At 72.1% G+C, this 19,687-nt stretch carries 14 protein-coding genes and 1 tRNA gene; 5 read left to right on the top strand and 10 right to left on the bottom strand.

Going from position 1 to position 19,687, the window contains the following annotated elements; genetic code table 11:
* Positions 1 to 48 precede the first annotated feature (48 nt).
* Together ADL22_RS14140 and ADL22_RS14135 are read right to left on the bottom strand one after the other, a co-directional pair.
* Positions 49 to 2,586, bottom strand: coding sequence for an ABC transporter permease (locus ADL22_RS14140; protein WP_066978106.1), 2,538 nt, complete (start codon positions 2,584 to 2,586; stop codon positions 49 to 51).
* Positions 2,587 to 2,649: 63 nt separating this feature from the next.
* Positions 2,650 to 3,462, bottom strand: coding sequence for an ABC transporter ATP-binding protein (locus ADL22_RS14135; protein ID WP_066978103.1), 813 nt, complete (start codon positions 3,460 to 3,462; stop codon positions 2,650 to 2,652).
* A 516-nt stretch (positions 3,463 to 3,978) separates the two neighbouring features.
* On the opposite strand from ADL22_RS14135, the gene ADL22_RS14130 reads away from it, so the two are divergent.
* Positions 3,979 to 4,060, top strand: a tRNA-Leu gene (locus tag ADL22_RS14130).
* A gap of 228 nt (positions 4,061 to 4,288) precedes the next feature.
* Here ADL22_RS14130 and ADL22_RS14125 read toward each other — a convergent pair.
* Together ADL22_RS14125 and ADL22_RS14120 are read right to left on the bottom strand one after the other, a co-directional pair.
* Positions 4,289 to 5,458: a glycosyltransferase gene (locus ADL22_RS14125; protein ID WP_066978100.1), complete on the bottom strand. Its 1,170-nt coding sequence runs from the start codon at positions 5,456 to 5,458 to the stop codon at positions 4,289 to 4,291.
* Positions 5,458 to 8,307: a bifunctional glycosyltransferase/CDP-glycerol:glycerophosphate glycerophosphotransferase gene (locus ADL22_RS14120; protein WP_066978097.1), complete on the bottom strand. Its 2,850-nt coding sequence runs from the start codon at positions 8,305 to 8,307 to the stop codon at positions 5,458 to 5,460. The genes ADL22_RS14125 and ADL22_RS14120 overlap by 1 nt, the downstream gene beginning before the upstream one ends.
* 555 nt (positions 8,308 to 8,862) lie before the next feature.
* Between ADL22_RS14120 and ADL22_RS14115 the strand changes: the two genes are divergently transcribed.
* Positions 8,863 to 9,711, top strand: coding sequence for a Bax inhibitor-1/YccA family membrane protein (locus tag ADL22_RS14115; protein ID WP_066978094.1), 849 nt, complete (start codon positions 8,863 to 8,865; stop codon positions 9,709 to 9,711).
* 92 nt (positions 9,712 to 9,803) lie between these two features.
* Here the strand turns inward: ADL22_RS14115 and ADL22_RS14110 are convergent, their stop codons facing one another.
* Entirely contained in the window at positions 9,804 to 10,031 is a 228-nt protein-coding gene (locus ADL22_RS14110; RefSeq protein ID WP_066978091.1) for a DUF4287 domain-containing protein, read from the bottom strand.
* Between the two features lie 98 nt (positions 10,032 to 10,129).
* Between ADL22_RS14110 and ADL22_RS14105 the strand changes: the two genes are divergently transcribed.
* Positions 10,130 to 10,534 carry a hypothetical protein gene (locus tag ADL22_RS14105; RefSeq protein WP_066978088.1) on the top strand — a complete coding sequence of 135 codons (405 nt, stop codon included), beginning with the start codon at positions 10,130 to 10,132 and terminating at the stop codon, positions 10,532 to 10,534.
* On the opposite strand, the gene ADL22_RS14100 is transcribed toward ADL22_RS14105, so the two are convergent.
* From ADL22_RS14100 to ADL22_RS14090, 3 genes are all read right to left on the bottom strand, one after another.
* On the bottom strand, positions 10,498 to 11,535 hold the full coding sequence (locus ADL22_RS14100; protein ID WP_066978085.1) for a hypothetical protein: 1,038 nt from the start codon (positions 11,533 to 11,535) through the stop codon (positions 10,498 to 10,500). The genes ADL22_RS14105 and ADL22_RS14100 overlap by 37 nt on opposite strands.
* Positions 11,536 to 11,950: 415 nt before the next feature.
* The gene (locus tag ADL22_RS14095; RefSeq protein WP_066978082.1) at positions 11,951 to 13,171 is read right to left on the bottom strand and encodes an acetyl-CoA C-acetyltransferase; all 1,221 of its coding nucleotides are present in this window, start codon (positions 13,169 to 13,171) and stop codon (positions 11,951 to 11,953) included.
* Between the two features lie 278 nt (positions 13,172 to 13,449).
* On the bottom strand, positions 13,450 to 14,469 hold the full coding sequence (locus ADL22_RS14090) for an SGNH/GDSL hydrolase family protein (protein WP_066978079.1): 1,020 nt from the start codon (positions 14,467 to 14,469) through the stop codon (positions 13,450 to 13,452).
* A gap of 234 nt (positions 14,470 to 14,703) precedes the next feature.
* Between ADL22_RS14090 and ADL22_RS14085 the strand changes: the two genes are divergently transcribed.
* Positions 14,704 to 16,092, top strand: coding sequence for a cystathionine beta-synthase (locus tag ADL22_RS14085; protein WP_066978139.1), 1,389 nt, complete (start codon positions 14,704 to 14,706; stop codon positions 16,090 to 16,092).
* A gap of 399 nt (positions 16,093 to 16,491) precedes the next feature.
* Here the strand turns inward: ADL22_RS14085 and ADL22_RS14080 are convergent, their stop codons facing one another.
* Positions 16,492 to 16,956, bottom strand: coding sequence for a hypothetical protein (locus ADL22_RS14080; protein ID WP_066978136.1), 465 nt, complete (start codon positions 16,954 to 16,956; stop codon positions 16,492 to 16,494).
* A gap of 41 nt (positions 16,957 to 16,997) precedes the next feature.
* Positions 16,998 to 18,410: a purine-cytosine permease family protein gene (locus tag ADL22_RS14075; protein ID WP_107116299.1), complete on the bottom strand. Its 1,413-nt coding sequence runs from the start codon at positions 18,408 to 18,410 to the stop codon at positions 16,998 to 17,000.
* Between the two features lie 317 nt (positions 18,411 to 18,727).
* On the opposite strand from ADL22_RS14075, the gene ADL22_RS14070 reads away from it, so the two are divergent.
* Positions 18,728 to 19,687, top strand: a complete 960-nt coding sequence (locus ADL22_RS14070) for a MurR/RpiR family transcriptional regulator (RefSeq protein WP_066978076.1) — start codon at positions 18,728 to 18,730, stop codon at positions 19,685 to 19,687.

Here is a 19,687-nt window from a genome sequence, read left to right as displayed (position 1 = left end):
CGAGCCGTTCGGTCCGTACGAGCCGTACGGAACCTCCGTCCGGGCCGGCTACTCCGCCTTGATGGCCTGGAGCATGTTCAGGCGCGCGGCCCGGCGGGCCGGCCAGAGCGCGGCCAGCACGCCGACCAGCGCGGACACCGCGAGGAAGACCGCCATCCGGCCCCAGGGCAGGACCAGCGCGTACGTCGGCAGCGAACCGCTGATCAGCTCACCGGCCGCCCAGCCGAAGAACACACCCAGGCCGATGCCCAGCACCCCGCCGAAGAGGGAGATCACCAGCGACTCCAGGCGGACCATCCGCTTGATACCGCGGCGGTCCAGGCCGATGGCGCGCAGCATCCCGATCTCCTGGGACCGCTCGAACACCGACATCGCCAGGGTGTTGATCACGCCGAGCACCGCGACGATGACCGCCATGGCCAGCAGGCCGTAGACCATGTTCAGCATCAGCGTGAACACCTGGGCGATGGAGTCGGACACGTCCTTCTTGTCCGCGACGGTGATCGCGGGATTCTTGCCCAGCGCGCTGACCAGGGCGTCCTTCGCCTCGGGGGTGGCGCCGTGGGCCGTCTTGACCATCACCTGCATATCGGTGGCGTGCTTCTGGTGCGGGGCCAGGGTGGCGTTGTCCAGCAGGATGCCGCCGATGACCTGATTGCCGCGGTAGACGCCGGTGACGGTGAGGGTGCCGCGCTTGCCGTCCTCGAACGTCACGGGGACCCGCGAGCCGGGGTGCCAGCCCTTCTCCTTGGCGAGGGCGTCGTCCACCACCGCGCGGTCGCCGCCGAGCGTGCCGAGCGCGCCCTCGGTGAAGTCCAGGCTCGTCAGCTTGCCGAAGTCCGGGCCGTTGACGCCGGTGAGGTATTCGGTGGTGGTGCCGATCCGGGCCGGGGAGTTGCGCAGCGGGCTGGACGCGGTGACCTCGGGGGAGGCGGCGAGCTTCTTCGCCACGTCCGGGGAGAGCGGGGAGCGGCTCGCCATGGAGACGACGTAGTCGGCCTTCAGGGCGGCGGTGGCCATCTTGTCGATGCCCTGCTGCACACTGCCGGCGATCACCGTCAGGCCGGTGATCAGGGTCAGCCCGATCATCAGCGCGGAGGCGGTGGCGGCCGTGCGGCGGGGATTGCGGACGGCGTTCTGCCGGGCGAGGACGCCGGAGATCCCGAAGAGCCGCAGCACCGGGGCGGCCAGCGCGATCAGCGGCCGGGACAGCAGCGGCGTCAGCACGAACACGCCGATCAGCAGCAGCGCGGCGCCGGCCCCCATGGTGATCTTGCCGTCCGACATACCGGTGGCGGTCAGGACCGCGGCCGTACCGGCGCCGGCGAGCAGCGCGCCGAGGGTGTTGCGGACCACCAGCGACTTGGTGCTCGCGGGGGCGTGGACGCTGTTCATCGCGGCGACCGGCGGGATCTTCGCGGCCCGGCGGCCGGGCAGCCAGGCGGCCAGGACCGTGACGACGATGCCGACCAGCAGGGATATCAGGACCGTGGTGGGCGAGACCACCAGCGGGCCGTCCGGCACCCGGGCGCCGGTGGCGCCCATCAGGGCGCGCAGTCCGGCACCGATGCCGATACCGGCCGCCAGGCCCGTCACCGCGGCGACCGCGCCGACCACCAGTGCCTCGGTCAGCACCGAGCGGGTGACCTGGCGGCGGCTGGCGCCGACCGCGCGGAGCAGCGCCAGCTCCCTGGTGCGCTGGGCGACGAGCATGGTGAAGGTGTTGGCGATGATGAAGATGCCGACGAAGAGCGCGATACCGGCGAAGGCCAGCAGGCCGGTCTTCATTCCGTCCATGCTCCGGGCGATCATCTTCGCCTGGGCGTCCGCGAGCTGGCGGCCGGTGGTCGCCTCGGTGCCGTGCGGCAGGATCTTCTCCACCGCGTCCTTCAGCGCGGTCTGGGACGTGCCGGGCGCGGCCTTGAGGTCGATCTCGTCGAACTGGCCGGGCGCCGCGAACAGCTTCTGGGCGGTGGCGGTGTCGAACAGCGCGAGGCTGCCGCCGGCGGAGACCGCGCCGTCGTCGGTGGTGAAGACGCCGGTGAGCTTCTGCTCGCGGACCGGGCCGTCGACGGATATCCGGACGGTGTCGCCGACCTTGTAGCCGCCGCGGTCGGCGGTGCGGGCGTCGAGGGCGAACTCGTGCGGGCCCTTGGGGGCCGTGCCGCCACGCATGGGATAGCGGGCGTCGGTGCCGTCCGGGCCGGGGGAGTAGTTGGCGCCGCGGGTGGAGAAGCCGTCGCCGATCATCGTGCCGTGCTTGTCGGCGATGGCGGTGAAGCCGGAGACCGTACCGGTGGCCGAGGCGGCGCCGGGCAGGCGGGCGGCCTCGTTCAGCAGCTTCTGGTCGAGCGCGGAGCGGGCGGCGCCCGGTCCGGCGACGGGGCCGTCGGGGTCGTGCGCCCGCTGGATGGCGACGTCGACGTTGTCGAAGCCCTTGCGGGAGCTGGTCTGGAGGGCGTCGGAGAGGGTCGAGGTGAAGACCAGGGTGCCGGAGACGAAGGCCACGCCGAGCATCACGGCGAGTACGGTCATCAGCAGCCGGGCCTTGTGCGCGAGCACATTGCGCAAGGCGGTACGGAACATGGGTGGGTCAGTCCTGGTGGAGTGGTCCGGGGTGTCCGGGGCGGTGGGGGTGGCTGCTGCCGGTCAGCCGGCGTGGCCTTCGGCGCCGGGGGCGGGGGCCTGGGCGCGGCCTCCGGGGAAGCGCCGCATGCGCTCCAGCACCCGCTCGGCGGTGGGGTCGGCCATGTCGTCGACGATCCGGCCGTCGGCGAGGAATATGACGCGGTCGGCGTAGGACGCGGCGACCGGGTCGTGGGTCACCATCACCACCGTCTGGCCCAGCTCGCGCACGGATTCGCGCAGGAAGCCGAGGACTTCCGCGCCGGAGCGGGAGTCGAGGTTGCCGGTGGGCTCGTCGGCGAAGATGATCTCGGGCCGGGAGGCGAGGGCGCGGGCCACCGCGACCCGCTGCTGCTGACCGCCGGAGAGCTGGCTCGGGCGGTGCTTGAGCCGGCCGGACAGGCCGACGGTCTCCACCACCCGCTCCACCCAGGCGCGGTCCGGCTTCCGGCCGGCGATGTCCATGGGGAGGGTGATGTTCTCCAGCGCGGTGAGGGTGGGGAGGAGGTTGAACGCCTGGAAGATGAAGCCGATCTTGTCGCGCCGGAGCTGGGTGAGCTTCTTGTCCTTCAGGCCGGTCAGCTCGGTGTCGCCGATCCGCGCGGAGCCGCCGGAGACCGTGTCGAGGCCGGCCATGCAGTGCATCAGCGTGGACTTGCCGGACCCGGAGGGGCCCATGATCGCGGTGAAGTGGCCCTGCCGGAACTCGACGGAGACGGCGTCCAGGGCGACCACCTGGGTCTCGCCGTGTCCGTAGACCTTGGTGAGATCCGTGGCGCGGGCGGCCACCGCGGTGGTGCGGGCGGCAGTGGGGACGCCGGAGTGGGTGGTGGTCACGGGAACGGGCTCCTGTCGGGACGGTGGAACGGCCGCCCGGCGCCGGCGCGGCGGCCGGGACGGGCGGGAGGTCTTCGGCTTCCATCGTCCGGCAGCCCGCCGGGCCGGAACGTCAACCCGTGTGACCGTCCTGAAACCACCCCCAGGGATTAGCGCACCCCGCCCTGTCATCCCTGGGTAGGAGAGCCGACCCTGAGCCCGCCGGGCGGCTCCGGGGCCCGGCGAGGCCCGGCAGGACCCGGCCGGGCGCGGCCCGCGGGCGGTGCCGGGCGCGTCGGAAGGGGCGTGGGAAGCCCGTCGCGCAGGCGTCGAGTTTCCGTCAATTCAGGCGCGAATTCCGCCCTGGTGGTCCACCGCGAACATGGGCTTCAGGCATGTGCCGGGGGCCCTGGCGCGTACTGATGGTCCCTCAGTTGCCAATAAAATAAGACAACCTCGGGATGAGCGGCCGATCCGCTGCGGGCGCCGCGGGCTACGCTCGTGCTGCCTTCTATGAGGCGGCATGGGGGACCCCAAGCCCGGATGGTGGAATGCAGACACGGCGAGCTTAAACCTCGCTGGCCTACGGGCCGTGCCGGTTCAAGTCCGGCTCCGGGCACTTCCCGCGGGCAGTCGGGACACAGACCCGTATACAGCGTCAAGGCCCGTATGCAGCTTCAATATTCAACATGTTCGCCGGATGCGGCAAGTGACGCACGTGGCGATGCGGCCGTGACGATGACGGCAGCGACAAGACGGCAGCGACGAGACAGCAGTGACGAGACGGCGGGGCCGCCGGGGAAAACCCGGCGGCCCCGCCGCGCACGTGCCGGTCCGGCCCGTCCGCTCAGCGCTCCACGAGCGCGAACAGCGCCTCCCAGCGCGCCACGATCTCATCGGTGGAGAACCGCTGGATGTTCTCCCGCGCCGCCTCGCCCATCCGGTCCCGGAGTTCCTTGTCCGACATCAGCGTGTCGAGATGGCGGGCGAATTCGGTGACATTGCCGGGCGGCGCCAGCAGACCGTCGGTGCCGTCCGTGATGATCTCCCGGACGCCCGGCGCCACATCGAACGCCACACACGGCACCGCGGTGGCCATCGCCTCCATCGGGGCCAGCGGGAAGCCCTCACCGCGCGAGCTCAGCGCGAACACCGCGCTCTCCCGCAGCGCCCCCGCCACATCGGCGGTCCGCCCCATCCACGCGACCGAATCGGTCACGCCCAGTTCGGCCGCCTGCTTGCGCAGCGCCTCGGCCTCCTCACCGGAGCCGTAGATCCGCAGCGTCCAGTCCGGGTGCTGCGGCGCGATCCGCGCCCACGCCTCCAGGAGCAGGTCCACGCCCTTCTCCTCGTGGAGCCGGCCGATGCTGGCCACCACCTTGTGCGAGCGGTCCGAGGGGACCTCGGGGAAGAACGGCAGCGGGTTCGGCATGAAACCGACGTTGTCCATCCGCTGCCGGATCCACTTGTCGGCGTCCTCCCGGGTGAGCGGCAGCATCCGGTCGACGTCCTGGTAAAACCGCTTGACACGGGCGAAACGGGACGACCGGCGGCAGGTCTCGAACGACTCGTGGCTCATGCCGATGACCGGCAGCCCGGCGGTGTCCGCCAGCGCCACCCACTCCATCGCCCACACCTGCGTGACGATCACCACGCCGCCCGGCCGCGCGGCCCGGAACAGCGCGGTCAGCTTGGCCGCCTGCTCCCGCATCCCCGCTTCGCGGGCGGCCCGGCGGCGCTGCTCGACGACGTTCAGCTTGTCCTTCAGCCCGCGCACCGGGCGGACGCTCGGCGGGTGCACGTCGTAGAGCGTGGTGGTCTCGTACGGCAGGTCGGGGCCCAGCTCGTGGACCCGGCCCTCGGGCGGCGGCACGATCCCGACGACGTGCACCCGGTGGCCGCGCCCGGCGAACAGCCGCGCCATCTGGTGCGACCAACTCGTGATACCGCCCAGCTCGTTGACGCTGTTGGAGACGAAGAAGATGTCCCGCGGCCCGGCTGCGTTCGACTTGGTCATCAACGGCTCCACTGCGCAAAGAACTGGTCGACGATGCTGCGTGCGGCGTCGCCCCGGTCGTATTCCCCGAACTTCGCCACGAATTCCTCGCGGTCCTTGGCGTATTCCGCCTGCTGCGACTCGAAAGACGCGATCGCCTCGAAGAAATCGTCCTCGGTGCGCACTACCGGGCCCGGGGCGTGTTCCAGCAGATCGAAGTACGTTCCGCGGCCCTCGTGCACATATTCGTCGTAGTCGTAGGTGAAGAAGATCTGCGGCCGGTCCAGCAGCGCGTAGTCGAACATCACCGACGAATAGTCCGTCACCAGGCCGTCGGCCAGCTCCAGGATCGGGGTGATGTCGTGGCGCGCCGAGACGTCGATGACCCGGCCGCGGACCGTCGGCGGCAGCACCACGTGGTTGAGGTAGTGCGAGCGCACCAGGAGGACATAGCGGTCACCGAACTCGTCGGCGAACCGCTCCACGTCGAAGGGCAGCGCGAACCGGCCGTGCCGGCCGCCCGCCTTCCGGAACGTCGGCGCGTACAGCAGCACCTTCTTGTCGTCCGGAATGCCCAGCTCCGCGGCGAGCGGACCGCGCTCCCGGTGGCCGAGCTCCTCCTCCCGCAGCCGGGCCCGCACCAGCGCGTCGTTGCGCGGGTAGCCCACCCGCAGCAGCGTCTTCTCCTGGAGGCGGAACGCCTTCGCCAGCGTCCGCACATCGTGCTCGGTACGGCACAGGAAGCGGTCGAAGCGGTCCAGGGAGCGCTGCTGCTCGGCCTGCTGCTGGCGGGTCTGCGCCTTCAGCGAGGGCTGGTCGAAGCCCATGTTCTTCAGCGCCGAGCCGTGCCAGGTCTGGATGTACGTGGTCTCGGGGCGCTTGGACAGCTTCAGTGGGTAGCTCTGGTTGTCCACCCAGAACTCCGCCTGCGCCAGCGCCTTGAGGTAGGGCAGCGACCAGCGCTTGACCAGGGTGGCGTCCTTGGGGAAGTCCTTCGGGGAGCCGGCGTAGGACCAGATCGCCTCGAACTTCAGGCCCTGGCGGCGCATCTCCTCGTAGATCGCGCGCGGGCTGTCGCTGTACTGCTTGCCGAGGTGGCTCTCGAAGACCACCGTCCGCTTCTTGACCGGCAGCCGGCAGAAGACCTCGTGGTACGCCTTGAGCTTGGTGTCCCCGGAGGTGAGGGTCTTGCGCAGCGCCTTGGCCTTGCGGTAGCCGGCCTTGGCCAGCGTGCCCGGCTTGCCGCGCACGCCCTTGGCGATCAGGTCCTGCACCTTCTCGGCGCCGGCGCCCTCGCTGATCAGCCGGAACGCCAGGTGGCCCTTGGCCGAGACATGCGGTTCGACGTGGTCGGCGACCATCCGGGTCAGCCGCGGTTTGACCGGCAGCGGGCCACCGGCCAGCTCGGTGTCGGCGACGGTGAGCCGGGAGGTGGTGACCGCCCCGTCGGCCTTCAGGCGCAGCCGGACGTCCCAGATGGTGTCCACGATGCCCAGCGGGCGCAGCCCGGCGGTCAGGTCCGCGGCGGTCTCCCAGACCACCGAGTCGCCCTCGTGGCGCAGCGTCCGCACCGGGAAGGTGAAGGACTGCAGGCTGCGGCGGCGGGCGCTGAACTCCAGCTCGCCGGAGAGCTTGGCGCCCTCGGGGATCACGCCGAGCGGGTTGGTGACCCGGCCGGCCAGCGAGACGGTGCTGCCCGACTCGGCGAAGCGGGTGAGTTGGTTGCGCAGGAAGAGCTGGTTGACCGGCTTCTCGTGGTAGCCGAGGTCGGTGACGTCCAGGACCTTGCGGCCGAACGGGTCGTCGAGGTGCCCGTCGCACCAGTAGATCCGGCCCTCGTGCTCGACCAGCGGGGCGGAGAGCTTGTCGCGGTTGATGAGGGTGTCGACCGCCGGGATGAGGTTGTCCCAGTCGCCCTTCTGGAGCAGGTACGCGCAGATGGCCTGAATGGGCAGCACCCGTTCGTACGCCTCCGGGGCGATGCCTTCCAGGTACTCCTGGGAGAGCGCGGCGAACTCCTGGCGGTACGCCTCGTCCCGGAAGGGGAGGTCCCGCAGGTGGAGCACGAGGTCGTGCTTGAGGAATTTGACGTCCTTGGCGAGCCGCAGCTCATCGAGTCCGCGCGCGGCCAGCAGCGCGTCGATCCGCCGGTGGATCTCCAGCCGGTGGGTGTAGTTCGTCATTTCGTGGCGCCGGTTCGTCACCGACTTCACGGCGGCCTTCTCGAAGACGTTCCAGAAATAGACCTGATTGGGGATCAGGGTGATGCGCTCCGCCGCGAGATACGCGTCGGCGATAAACATCAGGTCCTCGTAGAACATCCCCTTGGGGAAGCGCAGGTCGTGCTCGATGAGGAATTCACGCCGGTAGCACTTGTTGGTGGAGAGGGTGTCCCACACGAAAAGGTCCGGCAATTCCGTGACGGACTCAAGCGTCCGGGTCGTGGAATAGAGCCAGGAGTACCACTCGTCGCGCTTCTGGTTCCGGGTGTCCTTGTGGATCCGGACGCACAGACCGGAGACGATGTCCGCGCGGGTTTCCTCGGCGGCCTCCAGCAAATTGCGGCAGGCGTTCTGCTCCAGGACGTCATCGCTGTCCAGGAACATGACGTACTGTCCCCGGGTGTGCTGAATGCCGAGGTTCCGCGGCTCCCCGCCGGCCCCGCTGTTCTCCGGCAGCTGGAAGGCTCTGACCCGCTCGGGATGGGTGGCCGCGAGCTGCTGCGCGACCTCGAAAGAACGGTCGGTGCTGCAATCGTCGACGATCACCACCTCGACGTCCCGGAGTGTCTGATCCAGTACGGACTGGACCGCGGTCGGCAACCGGTCGGCGTCGTTGTAGACAATGACGACTACTGAGACGTCAGGCACAGGCACCTCAACCCTCTTTCGCTGCTGTTTCCGGGCCAGAATAGCCCCATCGACTCACGGGCTTTACGACCACCCGCACCCGGATCGCTACACGAGGTGACGGATGCCGCCCGGTGAAGGGCAGGCTCCGGCCAGCAGGTATGACGACGGCTCTGGTCAATCGGTTGCGCCCGAGTGCGGAGATCAGACATTTATCGGATTCGGATCATGCCGGTGACCCCGGGCTCCCGGAGTTGACGAAGCGGGTAAAAGCGCGTTCGACCGCGACGGGAAAAGATCGATTACCCGGATTTTGTCCGGACTATCTGACGGGCCGCCCCGGCCGGCGTCCGGGGGATGAAGTGGCATATGACACAGCGTCGGCGGCGGCGCGGGCACCGCGGCCGGCAACCGGTCCGCCGCGGCGGGCACCTCCGGGCCGCCCCGGACGTCCTCCATGGAGAGGACGTGTCGTCCGCGTATCAGGGGAAGATCCTGCCCAAGGACGAGAGACGTGTCTTTGCCAAGCCATTACGCTTGCGACAAGGCCGCGCAGGGCGGCCATGGAGGAGTGAGATGAGGAGCAGCAACCCGGTCTTCTCGCGGCGGGGATTCAGCCGCGGCACCGGCTACGCGGGCTTCGATGCGCCGGCGCAGGCCGGGGGCCCCGCCGCCGGCCCCTACGCCGGAGCCAACCCGTACGCCGGGACGAACCCGTACGCCACCCAGACGCCCCCGTACGCACCGCAGCACACCCCGCAGACCCGGCCCATGACGATGGACGACGTCGTCACGCGCACGGGCCTGACGCTCGGGACGGTCGTCGCCGGCGCCACCGCCGGCTGGCTCTTCCTGACCGGGCAGCTCGCCTTCGCGATCGGCGCCGGCCTGGCCGCGACGGTCCTCGGCTTCATCCAGTCCTTCCTGCGCAAGCCGGTCCCGGCGCTGATCCTGGGCTACGCCGCGCTGGAGGGCGTCTTCCTGGGCGCGCTCAGCGGCTACCTCAACAGCCTGCCGAAGCTGAGCGGCGCGCCCATGCAGGCGGTGCTGGGCACGATGGCGGTGTTCGCCGCCGTGCTGATCGCCTACAAGACGCGGATCATCCGGGTCACCGAGCGGTTCACCCGCTTCGTGCTGATCGCGGCGCTGGGCTTCGTCCTGCTGTCGCTGGTCAACGTGCTGTTCATGGTCTTCGGCGGCGGTGACGGCCTCGGCTTCCGCAGCGGCGGCCTGGGCATCCTCTTCGGCGTCGTCGGCATCGTGCTCGGCGCGGCGTTCCTCGCCATGGACTTCAAGCAGGTCGAGGACGGTATCGCCTACGGCGCGCCGCGCGAGGAGTCCTGGCTGGCCGCGTTCGGCCTGACCCTGACGCTGGTGTGGATCTACTGGGAGATGCTGCGGCTGATCTCGATCCTGCGCGACTGACCGCCGCAGGCGGCACGAGGGGCCCGCGGGCACTGCGCCCGCGGGCCCCTCGCGCGTTCCCGGACCGGTGGTGCGGTACGGGCCCGGTGCTCTCAGAACTTCCGGGCGGCGCGCCGGAGATCGTGTTCATGGACGATCGCCTTGGCGTGGCCGTAGGAGAGGTTGTGCGCGCCGCGCAGCCAGCTGACCTTCTCGTCGAAGCGGAAGAGGGCGGGGCCTTCGTCGACGGTGCGGAGCCATTCGGAGATTTCCCGGCCCGTGCAGTGCGGGATCCGGGAGAGGAGGTTCCGGTGGGTTTCTTCGGAGATGGACTGAGACATCGGCGCCTCCGGACGCGGTCGATGCTGGTTCTTCCGCTCACCGTGCCCCAGGCTTCCGCCGTTGGCAACCACCCGTACGTTGCGCATAGGCTCGCCGCGTGCTTGACGTGACGCCTTTGCAGACCGCCGTGGACGCCCTCGCCGACCGCCTCCGGGCGCTGCCGCAGAGCGCCCTGCGGCGCGGCGCCGCGGCCGAAGGGCTGGCGCTGGCCCGGGAGTTGGCGGCCCGCGCGCAGCGGATCGAGCGCCCCGGGCAGGAGCCCAGGGAACTCCCCGACGCCGGGATCTTCGCCGCCGGCGACCAGCTCGCGGTGGCCGGGCACGACCTGATCGAGGCGCTGCGGGGCGCCGCCGCGGCCGTTCCGGGCGACGCGGAAGCCGGCGCGGAAGCTGGCGTGAAAGCTGACGCGAAAGCGGCCCCCGCCGAGCAGCTGGCGGAGGCCGTGCGCCGGGTGGAGGAGACCGCTCAGAGCGAGGCGATCACCCGGTCGGCGAGGATGTAGGCGTTCTCCTCGCGGCGCTCGCCCCAGGAGAACGTCAGGGTGTAGGCGCCGGCGATCCCCGAGCCGCCGAGCAGGACGGGGGTGTGGCCCTCGCGCAGCGCGCCGGCCACGCTCTCGGCGGTCTCGCGGTGCCCCGGCGTCAGACAGAGCGTGGTGCCGTCCGCGAAGACGTATACGTCCAGGGTGCCCAGCGGGCCGGGGCGGACGTCGGCGAGCGGGGTGGCGTCCCGGGCCAGCTCCGCCAGGCGCGCCACCGTCCGCTCGTGGTCGGCGGCGGCCGGCATCGGCGAGAAGTCCGGGTGCGAGGGGTGGCGGCGGCGGGCCGCGGCCAGCTCGGCGGACTCGGTGGGCTCGGCCGGCTCGAACTCCGGCGCGTCCAGCGCGTCCAGTGCCTCGACGGACTCCAGCGCCTCAACCGTCTCAAGGGCCTCGACGGACTCCAGGGCCTCCACCGATTCCAGCGCCTCGACGGACTCCAGCGCCGGCAGCGGCTCCAGGGCGTCCGGGCCGAGCAGTGACTCCAGCCCGGCCAGGTCCGCCTGGCGCGGTACGAACGGGTGGCCGTCGAAGCGGTCCAGCTCCAGCCGCCCGTCCGCCTCCCGGCGCCCCTCGCGGCCGTCGAACGGCAGCTCGTCGCCCAGACCGGCCAGCGGGCCGGACAGCGACGGGGCGTCCGCGGCGTCCCGGGCCTCCTGCGCGGCCCAGAAGGCGCGCGCCTCGGCCAGCTCCCGCTCCCGCTCCTCGGCGAGCGCGTCCGCGACGGCGGCGCGTATGTCCGCGAGCGGGGTCTCGCCGGCCGGCACCCCGCGGGCCGCCGGGACCGCCGCGGCCGCCGGGCACCCGGCACCGGCGCGGGCGGCGGCCTCCGCGCGGGCGGCGACGAGTTCGGCGTGCAGCGCGGCGATCTGGCGGCGCAGCGCCCGGGCGCTGCCCAGGGCGGCGGCGCCCAGCACCACGGCGACCGCCGCGGCCAGCAGCAGGACGAGGGTGGTGACAGTCATGCCGAAACCTCGCTTCGCTTGAGCCTCGCACTCGCGAGGCGCGCACCTTTCGGTGTTCGCTCACTCCCGGGCATACGCACACACTGTCGCGGACCGGTCACCGGCGTACTCCCGATAGCAGATTGTTCTCCGACTTCCTACAACAGCCGGGCCGGTGTCGGCGACCGTGAGCGGGGTGCTATGTCCCGAAATGGGGTGCCCTTGGGGGGTCCTGCGGTCCGGCGGGCCCCGGCTGAGCTGCAAGGACGCTGCTTCCCCGGGATGTTGGTCACAATCCTGGGAGCGATTGGGTCGCGATCTTGTCACCGAGTGGCGCGCGTCACTCCGCGTCGCCCCAGGTGCCCGTACGAACGCGAAGGGTGCGCGGGAAACGGGAGTTGACCCGTTTTCCACGCACCCATCGGTCCGAGCTGGACTAGCTGAGCCGCTCGATCACCATGGCCATGCCCTGGCCGCCGCCCACGCACATCGTCTCCAGGCCGAACTGCTTGTCGTGCCACTGGAGGGAGTTGACCAGCGTGGTGGTGATCCGGGCGCCGGTCATGCCGAAGGGGTGGCCGACGGCGATCGCGCCGCCGTTGACGTTCAGCCGGTCCAGGTCGATGCCGAGGTCGCGGTACGAGGGGATGACCTGCGCGGCGAACGCCTCGTTGATCTCGACCAGGTCGATGTCCCCGATCGACAGCCCGGCGCGCCGGAGCGCCTGCTTGCTGGCCTCCACCGGGCCGTAGCCCATGATCTCGGGGGAGAGGCCGGAGACGCCGGTGGAGACGATCCGGGCCAGCGGGGTCAGGCCCAGCTCGCGCGCCTTGGTGTCGGACATGATCACCAGCGCGGCGGCGCCGTCGTTGAGCGGGCAGCAGTTGCCCGCGGTGACCAGGCCGTCCGGGCGGAACACCGGCTTCAGGCCCTGCACGCCCTCCAGCGTGACGCCGGCGCGCGGACCGTCGTCCTTGGCGACGACCGTGCCGTCCGGCAGCGTGACCGGCGTGATCTCCCGCTCCCAGAAGCCGTTCTTGATCGCCTGCTCGGCGAGGTTCTGCGAGCGGACGCCGAACTCGTCCATCTCCTGGCGGGTGATGCCCTTGAAACGGGCCAGATTCTCCGCGGTCTGGCCCATCGCGATGTACGGGTCGGGGAGCAGGCCGTCCGCGCGCGGGTCCTGCCAGTCGGCGCCCTCCTGCTCGGCGCGGGCCGCCGTACGGGCCTCGGCGTCCGCGAAGAGCGGGTTGTGGGTGTCGGGCATGCCGTCGGAGGTGCCCTTGACGCTGCGCGAGACCATCTCGACGCCCGCCGAGATGAAGACGTCGCCCTCGCCGGCCTTGATCGCGTGCAGCGCCATCCGGCTGGTCTGGAGCGAGGAGGAGCAGTAGCGGGTGATCGTGCAGCCCGGGAGGTGGTCCATCCCCATCTGGACGGCCACGATCCGGCCGAGGTTGTGGCCCTGCTCGCCGCCGGGCAGACCGCAGCCCAGCATCAGGTCGTCGATATCGGCCGGGTCCAGCTCGGGCACCTTGGCGAGCGCGGCCTGGATGATCGTCGCGGTGAGGTCGTCGGGGCGCAGGTCCTTCAGGGAGCCCTTGAAGGCGCGGCCGATCGGGGAGCGGGCGGCTGAGACGATCACGGCTTCGGGCATCACGGCTCCAGGAGTGAGTAGGTGCGGCGTCCGGTGCCTCGTCGCGCGGCGGCGCCCCGGGCGGCGGGCCGCGAACAGGGTGGACCGTCTGGGAAGTTACCCGTACGTACGGCGAGAGGTCACGCGCTGCGCGCTGTGATGCGGGCCTCTTTTCTAAGCGGGCGCTTATGGGAACGGGGCGGGGCGGGCCGGTATTCCCGGAACGGGGCGGGCGGGTATCCCCGTGCGGTCGGGCCCCGGCGGGCAGCGTCCGTTCCGCGTACGCCCCTGCGCGCCCCTCACCCCGTCACCGCCGTCCCGTCCCGTTCACCCTCCTCCGGGTCCGGCAGGCGGCGGCGCCGGCGGTGCTTGAGCAGGGCCCACGGCGCGCGGGAGGCGGTGACCTCCGTACCGCCCTCGGAGGCGGCCCGGGCCGCGGCCTGCTCGACCGGCAGGATGTCCTCGCGCCGGGCGGGCTCCGGACGCTCCTCCTCCGGCCACAGGCCGAGCGCCGCGCACACCGTGGGGAACACCGCCATCGCGGCGGTGGCGTAGCCCTCGGCCGAGGGGTGGTAGTTGTCCGGGCCGAACAGCTCCCGGGGCCGGGCCTCGAACTCCGGGCCGAGCAGCGCGCCGAGCGAGACCGTCCGGCCGCCGTTCTCGACCACGCCGATGGTCTGCGCGGCGGCCAGCTGGCGGGACAGCCGGCGGGCCACCCACCGCAGCGGCTGGTAGACCGGCTCGATGGTGCCCAGGTCGGGGCAGGTGCCGACGACGACCTCGCAGCCGGCCGCGCGCAGCGTCCGCACCGCCGCCGACAGATGGCGCACCGACTCCGCGGGCGGCAGCCGGCGGGTGACGTCATTGGCGCCGATCATGATCACGCAGAGGTCCGGGACCTCCTCGCCGCCGTCCAGGATCAGCTGCACCTGGCGCGGCAGGTCGTCGGACCGGGCGCCGGGCAGGGCCACGTTGCGGAGGTCGACGGGGAGTTCGGCGAGCGCGGCCAGGCCCCTGGCGAGCAGCGCGCCGGGCGTCTGGGAGGCCCGGTGGACGCCCTGGCCCGCCGCCGTGGAGTCGCCGAGGAAGCCCAGCCGCAGCGGCGGACGGTCGGTGCGGTGGCCGAAGGCGGCGCCGTAGCGGCCGTCGGCGCAGGGCGGGATGTCGCTGGAGCCGCCGACCGTGCGGCGGGCCAGCCGCACCTCGGTCAGCAGCAGCCCGACCGCGGCCACGCCCAGCAGCCCGGCGCCGCCGCCGCCGAACGCCGCCGCGGTCGCGATCCGCCGCGCGACCCTCGCCCTGGACCTCGTCATCGCCATCGGCCGGCACCTCCCCGTGCAGCGCGGGCGCGCCGCGGCAGGGCCGGACGCGCACGTGAAAGGGCAGAACTCCGTCATCTGTCAGATGCCCGTTCCGGACCCCGCCGCAACGCGCCGCACCGCTCCGGGCCCCCGATGGAGCCGTGCGGACGGACCCGGGGGCCCCCGGCCCACCAGGGCAATAGGCTGGCGGCACGGGCGCAGGAGAGCGTGCCCCCGACCGCGGAGACCACCGTGCAGTTTTACGATTCGATGATTGAGCTCGTCGGCAACACCCCGCTCGTCCGGCTCAACAGCGTCACTCAGGGGATCCAGGCAACCGTCCTGGTGAAGGTCGAGTACTTCAACCCGGGCGGATCGGTCAAGGACCGGATCGCGCTGCGGATGATCGAGGCCGCCGAGGAGTCCGGCGAGTTGCGCCCGGGCGGCACGATCGTGGAGCCGACGTCCGGGAACACCGGCGTCGGGCTCGCGATCGTGGCCCAGCAGAAGGGCTACAAGTGCATCTTCGTCTGCCCGGACAAGGTGTCCACGGACAAGATCAACGTGCTGCGGGCGTACGGCGCCGAGGTGGTGGTCTGCCCCACCGCGGTGGACCCCGAGCACCCGGACTCGTACTACAACGTCTCGGACCGGCTGGTGCGCGAGACGCCCGGCGCCTGGAAGCCGGACCAGTACAGCAACCCCAACAACCCGCGCTCGCACTACGAGACCACCGGGCCGGAGCTGTGGGAGCAGACCGACGGGCGGATCACGCACTTCGTGGCGGGCGTCGGCACCGGCGGCACGATCAGCGGCACCGGCCGCTATCTGAAGGACGCCAGCGAGGGCCGGGTGAAGGTCATCGGCGCCGACCCGGAGGGCTCCGTCTACAGCGGCGGCTCCGGCCGGCCGTACCTCATCGAGGGCGTCGGTGAGGACTTCTGGCCGACCGCCTACGACCGCGATGTCGCCGACGAGATCGTGGCGGTGTCCGACAAGGACGCCTTCCAGATGACCCGGCGGCTGGCCAAGGAGGAGGGCCTGCTGGTCGGCGGCTCCTGCGGGATGGCCGTGGTGGCCGGTCTGCGGGTCGCCGAGCGGCTCGGCCCGGACGATGTGATGGTCATCCTGCTGCCGGACAGCGGCCGCGGCTACCTCTCCAAGATCTTCAACGACGAGTGGATGGCCGACTACGGCTTCCTGGAGGAGAGCGGCACCGCCGCCCGGGTCGGCGAGGTCCTCCAGCACAAGGCGGGCGCGCTGCCCTCGCTCGTCCACATGCACCCGGAGGAGACGGTCGGCGAGGCGATCGAGGTGCTGCGGGAGTACGGCGTCTCGCAGATGCCGATCGTCAAGCCGGGCGCCGGGCACCCGGACGTGATGGCCGCCGAGGTCGTCGGGTCGGTCGTCGAACGGGAGCTGCTGGACGCGCTGTTCACCCAGCGGGCCTCGCTCTCCGACCCGCTGGAGAAGCACATGTGCCCGCCGCTGCCGCAGGTCGGCTCGGGCGAGCCGGTCGCCGACCTGATGGCGGTGCTGGAGACCGCCGACGCGGCGATCGTGCTGGTCGAGGGCAAGCCGAAGGGCGTGGTCAGCCGGCAGGACCTGCTGGCTTATCTGGCGCGGGGGGCCGGGAAGTAGGGGCGGAGGTCTTCCGGCGGGCGGGGGCGCGGGCGTCCGGGCGGGCGGCTGGTGCCCGCGCCCGTGGCCCGGCCCGTGGGCCCGGTCGTGGGCCCGGCCCGTTGTGCGGTGCCGGGTCGCGTGTCAGGTTTCCGTCAGGAAAAGGGCCGGCGCCGCTAGGGGCGCGTAGGCGTCACGTGGGCGCAGCACGGGGTTAACACTTCTGCGCCACAGTGGTGTCAGGCGATACGGACCTCCGGAGCGGCTCCCGGACCTCCACGATCGCCAGGATGCGAGGGCCGGCCCTGACCCGGATCGCGTCCCGGGCGGGGACCGCCGTCGTCCCGCCCCCGGCTCCGGCCGGGGTGCGGCGGTCCCCGCGAAAACCCCCCTGGCTCCGGTCCGGTCCCGGTGCTGCGGTCAGCCCCACTTCTCGTCGCGCCACTCCTCGTCGGGGCGGTCCGCGCGGGTCCGCCGCCGCGTGCCCGGCGCCAGGCCGTGGACGGCGTTGACGCCGACGACGCCGGCCCAGCAGACCACCAGGCCGACCAGCCCGGCGTTGACCACGGCGATCGCGGTCAGCGGGACGGCCAGCACCAGCGAGACCACGGCGACCGCGAACCGCTCCCAGAACTCCGACCGGCCGGACCCGGCACCCGGCGGCCGGTGCCCGCGCGCCACTTGCACCTGCTGCTCGGCCACCTGCCGGCGCACCCGCCGTTCGACGTTCCGGTCGAGCTTCTCCAGGAAGGATTCGACCAGCTCCGCCTCGTACTCGGGGCCCAGCTCGGCACGGGTCCGGAGCGCGGCGTCGAGGTCGGTGCGCAGGTCGGAGTCGGGGGACCGCGGGGTGGAGGACCGGGATGCGGGGTCGTGTGTCGCCATACGCCGAGCGTAGGGACAGGGAGGGGGCCCGCGCGGTAGGGCTAGCCCCCGAGACCGGCCGGCAGGTGGTGCCCCTCCGGGGCGTCCGGGGCGCCGGGGCGGTGGGCGTCGCGGCGGGCGGTGAGCCGGTACAGGACGGCGGGCACGGCCAGGCCGACCAGCCAGGAGATATCGGCGCCGCCGAGCGGGGCGACCAGCGGGCCGGTGTAGAACTGCGTGGCCAGGAACGGGAGTTGGGCCAGCACCCCGAAGGCGTAGACCGCCAGCGCGCGGACGTTCCAGGCGCCGTAGCGGCCGCCGGGGTCGGTGAGCGCCGGGATGTCGTAGCGCTCCTTGGAGATCAGGTAGTAGTCGGTGAGGTTGATCGCCGACCAGGGCGTGAAGAACGTCAGCAGGAAGAGCAGGAAGTCCTTGAAGGAGGTGAGGAAGGAGTCCTTGCCGAGCAGCGCGACGGCGGTCCCGGCCACCATGATCCCGGCGATGTACGCCGCCCGGCCGCGCGCGGAGAGGGTGCGCTGGCCGCGGAAGCCGCTGACGCTGGTGACCAGCGACATGAAGCCGCCGTAGGTGTTGAGGATGTTGATGGTGAGCTTGCCGAGCGCGATGACGAAGTAGAGGAACGAGGCGATCAGCCCCGTACCGCCGAGTCCGACGAGATAGCCGACCTCGTTGCCGGTGAACGCGGCCGGGGCCGCCGCGGCCGCCAGCGCCCCGAACGTCATCGACCACTGCGCGCCCAGCACCGACCCGGAGAGCGTCCACCAGAACGTGGCGCGGGTGGAGGTGTGGCGCGGCAGATAGCGGGAGTAGTCCGCCACGTACGGGCCGAACGCCAGCTGCCAGGACGCCGAGAGCGAGACCGCGAGCAGGAAGACCGGCAGCGCGAAACCGCGGTCGTGCAGCAGCGCGGCGAGGTCGGCGCGCTGGAGCAGGTGGACGCCGAGGTAGACGAAGGCCAGCGCGCAGACCAGGCCGGCGATCTTGCCGAGGAGGTGGATCAGGCGGTAGCCGACGGCCGCGGCGACGGCGGTGACCGCGGCGAAGAGCACGATGCCGGCCGTGCCGCCCAGGTGCGTCAGCTCGCCCACCGCCTGCCCGGCGAGCACGCTGCCGCTGGCGAAGAAGCCGATGTACATGACGATCACCAGCGCCAGCGGCACCACCGCGCCGCGCACGCCGAACTGCGCCCGCGAGGTGATCATCTGCGGCAGTCCGAGGCGCGGGCCCTGGGCGGAGTGCAGCGCCATCACGGCGCCGCCCGCGAGGTTGCCGAGCAGCAGGCCGATCACCGCCCAGCAGGCGTTGGCGCCGAAGACGACGGCCAGCGCGCCGGTGACCACGGCGGTGACCTGGAGGTTGGCGCCGAGCCAGAGGGTGAACTGGCTGACCGCGCTGCCGTGCCGCTCGTCGTCCGGGACGACGTCGATCGAGCGCTGCTCGATCACTCCTGCCATGGTGCCCGCCTCTTTCGGGGTGCTGGGGTGCTGGGTGTGCCGTGCGTACGTGCTCTTTGCCTTGTCCGGGGTGGCCGAATGCGCCCCGGTTGCGCTTCGGGCGCGCTCCGGGTGCGCTGCGTGTATGGATTCATGCAGGATCGGTGTGAATGAATGGGAGGTCAATAGGCGGGACTGGATTGGTGGTGGCGGGGAGGGGCGGGCGCCGGGCGGCCGGACGGGCCGCTTCCGCCCGTACCCCGGACCGGCGCGGCCGGGAATTCCGTACAGTCGGTCGGCAGACGACAAGGCCCGGAGCGGGCCGGGAGGAAGAGGCGATGAGCGGGGACGGGGACAACGGCGTGGGCGGTGACGTGGACGGCGGCGTCCGCGCGGGCGGCACGCGGGCGCGGGGGACCGGCGCGGCCGGGCGGGCGGCGGCGGGCCGGGCCGCCGACGGGCCGGGCGCCGGCGGCGCGGCCCGCCTCCAGCGGCTCTTCGAGGGGCACCGGCTGACGCCGACCCAGCGCCGGATCGCCCACTGCATGGTGCGGCGGGCCGCCGACGCGCCGTTCCTCTCCAGCGTCGAGCTGGCCGAACTCGCCGGGGTCAGCCAGCCGTCCGTCACCCGCTTCGCGGTGGCGCTCGGCTTCGACGGCTACCCGGCGCTCCGCCGCCACCTCCGGGACGTGGCCCCCGCCGGGAAGCCCGGCGGCGCCGGTGCGCTGAACGAGTACCAGCAGGCCGTCCAGGCCGAGATCGAGAACCTCCGGCACCTGGCCGACGCGCTCGCCGACACCGGGCCGGTGACCGAGGCCGGGCGCCTGCTCGCCCGCTCCCGGCCGCTGCCGGTCCTCGGCCTGCGCGCGGCCACCGCGCAGGCCGCCGGTTTCGCGTACTTCGCACGGAAGGTCCACCCCGACGTCCGGCTGCTGGACGAGGGCGGCACCATGCTCACCGACCGCATCGACGCGGCGGTACGCGCCGGGGCCACCGTGCTGCTGTGCTTCGCGCTGCCCCGCCACCCGCGCGAGGTCATCGAGGCCCTGGAGTGCGCCCGCGCCGCCGGGCTGACCGTCGTCACCGTCGCCGACAGCGCGTTCGCGCCGGTGGCGCACCACAGCGATCTGCTGCTGCCGGCCCCGGTCGGCACCGGTCTGGCCTTCGACACCGCGTGCGCCCCGATGCTGCTGGGGCGGGTGCTGCTGGAGGCGATGTGCGACGGGCTGCCCGACGCCCAGGCCCGCCTGGAGGAGTTCGACACCAAGGCGGCGGAGCGGGGGCTGTTCGTGGAGTGA

Origin of the sequence: Streptomyces sp. NRRL F-4489 (assembly GCF_001509485.1) — a bacterium.
In the GTDB taxonomy this organism is placed as follows: Bacteria; Actinomycetota; Actinomycetes; order Streptomycetales; family Streptomycetaceae; genus Streptomyces.
Note: the sequence above shows the minus strand (reverse complement) of the source record. Positions and strands in the feature narration are given on the sequence as shown.

Bases quoted from the DNA above. Each gene is read 5' to 3' on its own strand.
- ADL22_RS14140 (WP_066978106.1), bottom strand. From the start codon at position 2,586: ATGTTCCGTACCGCCTTGCGCAATGTGCTCGCGCACAAGGCCCGGCTG.
- ADL22_RS14125 (WP_066978100.1), bottom strand. From the start codon at position 5,458: ATGACCAAGTCGAACGCAGCCGGGCCGCGGGACATCTTCTTCGTCTCC.
- ADL22_RS14115 (WP_066978094.1), top strand. From the start codon at position 8,863: ATGAGGAGCAGCAACCCGGTCTTCTCGCGGCGGGGATTCAGCCGCGGC.
- ADL22_RS14110 (WP_066978091.1), bottom strand. From the start codon at position 10,031: ATGTCTCAGTCCATCTCCGAAGAAACCCACCGGAACCTCCTCTCCCGG.
- ADL22_RS14100 (WP_066978085.1), bottom strand. From the start codon at position 11,535: ATGACTGTCACCACCCTCGTCCTGCTGCTGGCCGCGGCGGTCGCCGTG.
- ADL22_RS14095 (WP_066978082.1), bottom strand. From the start codon at position 13,171: ATGCCCGAAGCCGTGATCGTCTCAGCCGCCCGCTCCCCGATCGGCCGC.
- ADL22_RS14090 (WP_066978079.1), bottom strand. From the start codon at position 14,469: ATGGCGATGACGAGGTCCAGGGCGAGGGTCGCGCGGCGGATCGCGACC.
- ADL22_RS14080 (WP_066978136.1), bottom strand. From the start codon at position 16,956: ATGGCGACACACGACCCCGCATCCCGGTCCTCCACCCCGCGGTCCCCC.
- ADL22_RS14075 (WP_107116299.1), bottom strand. From the start codon at position 18,410: ATGGCAGGAGTGATCGAGCAGCGCTCGATCGACGTCGTCCCGGACGAC.
- ADL22_RS14070 (WP_066978076.1), top strand. From the start codon at position 18,728: ATGAGCGGGGACGGGGACAACGGCGTGGGCGGTGACGTGGACGGCGGC.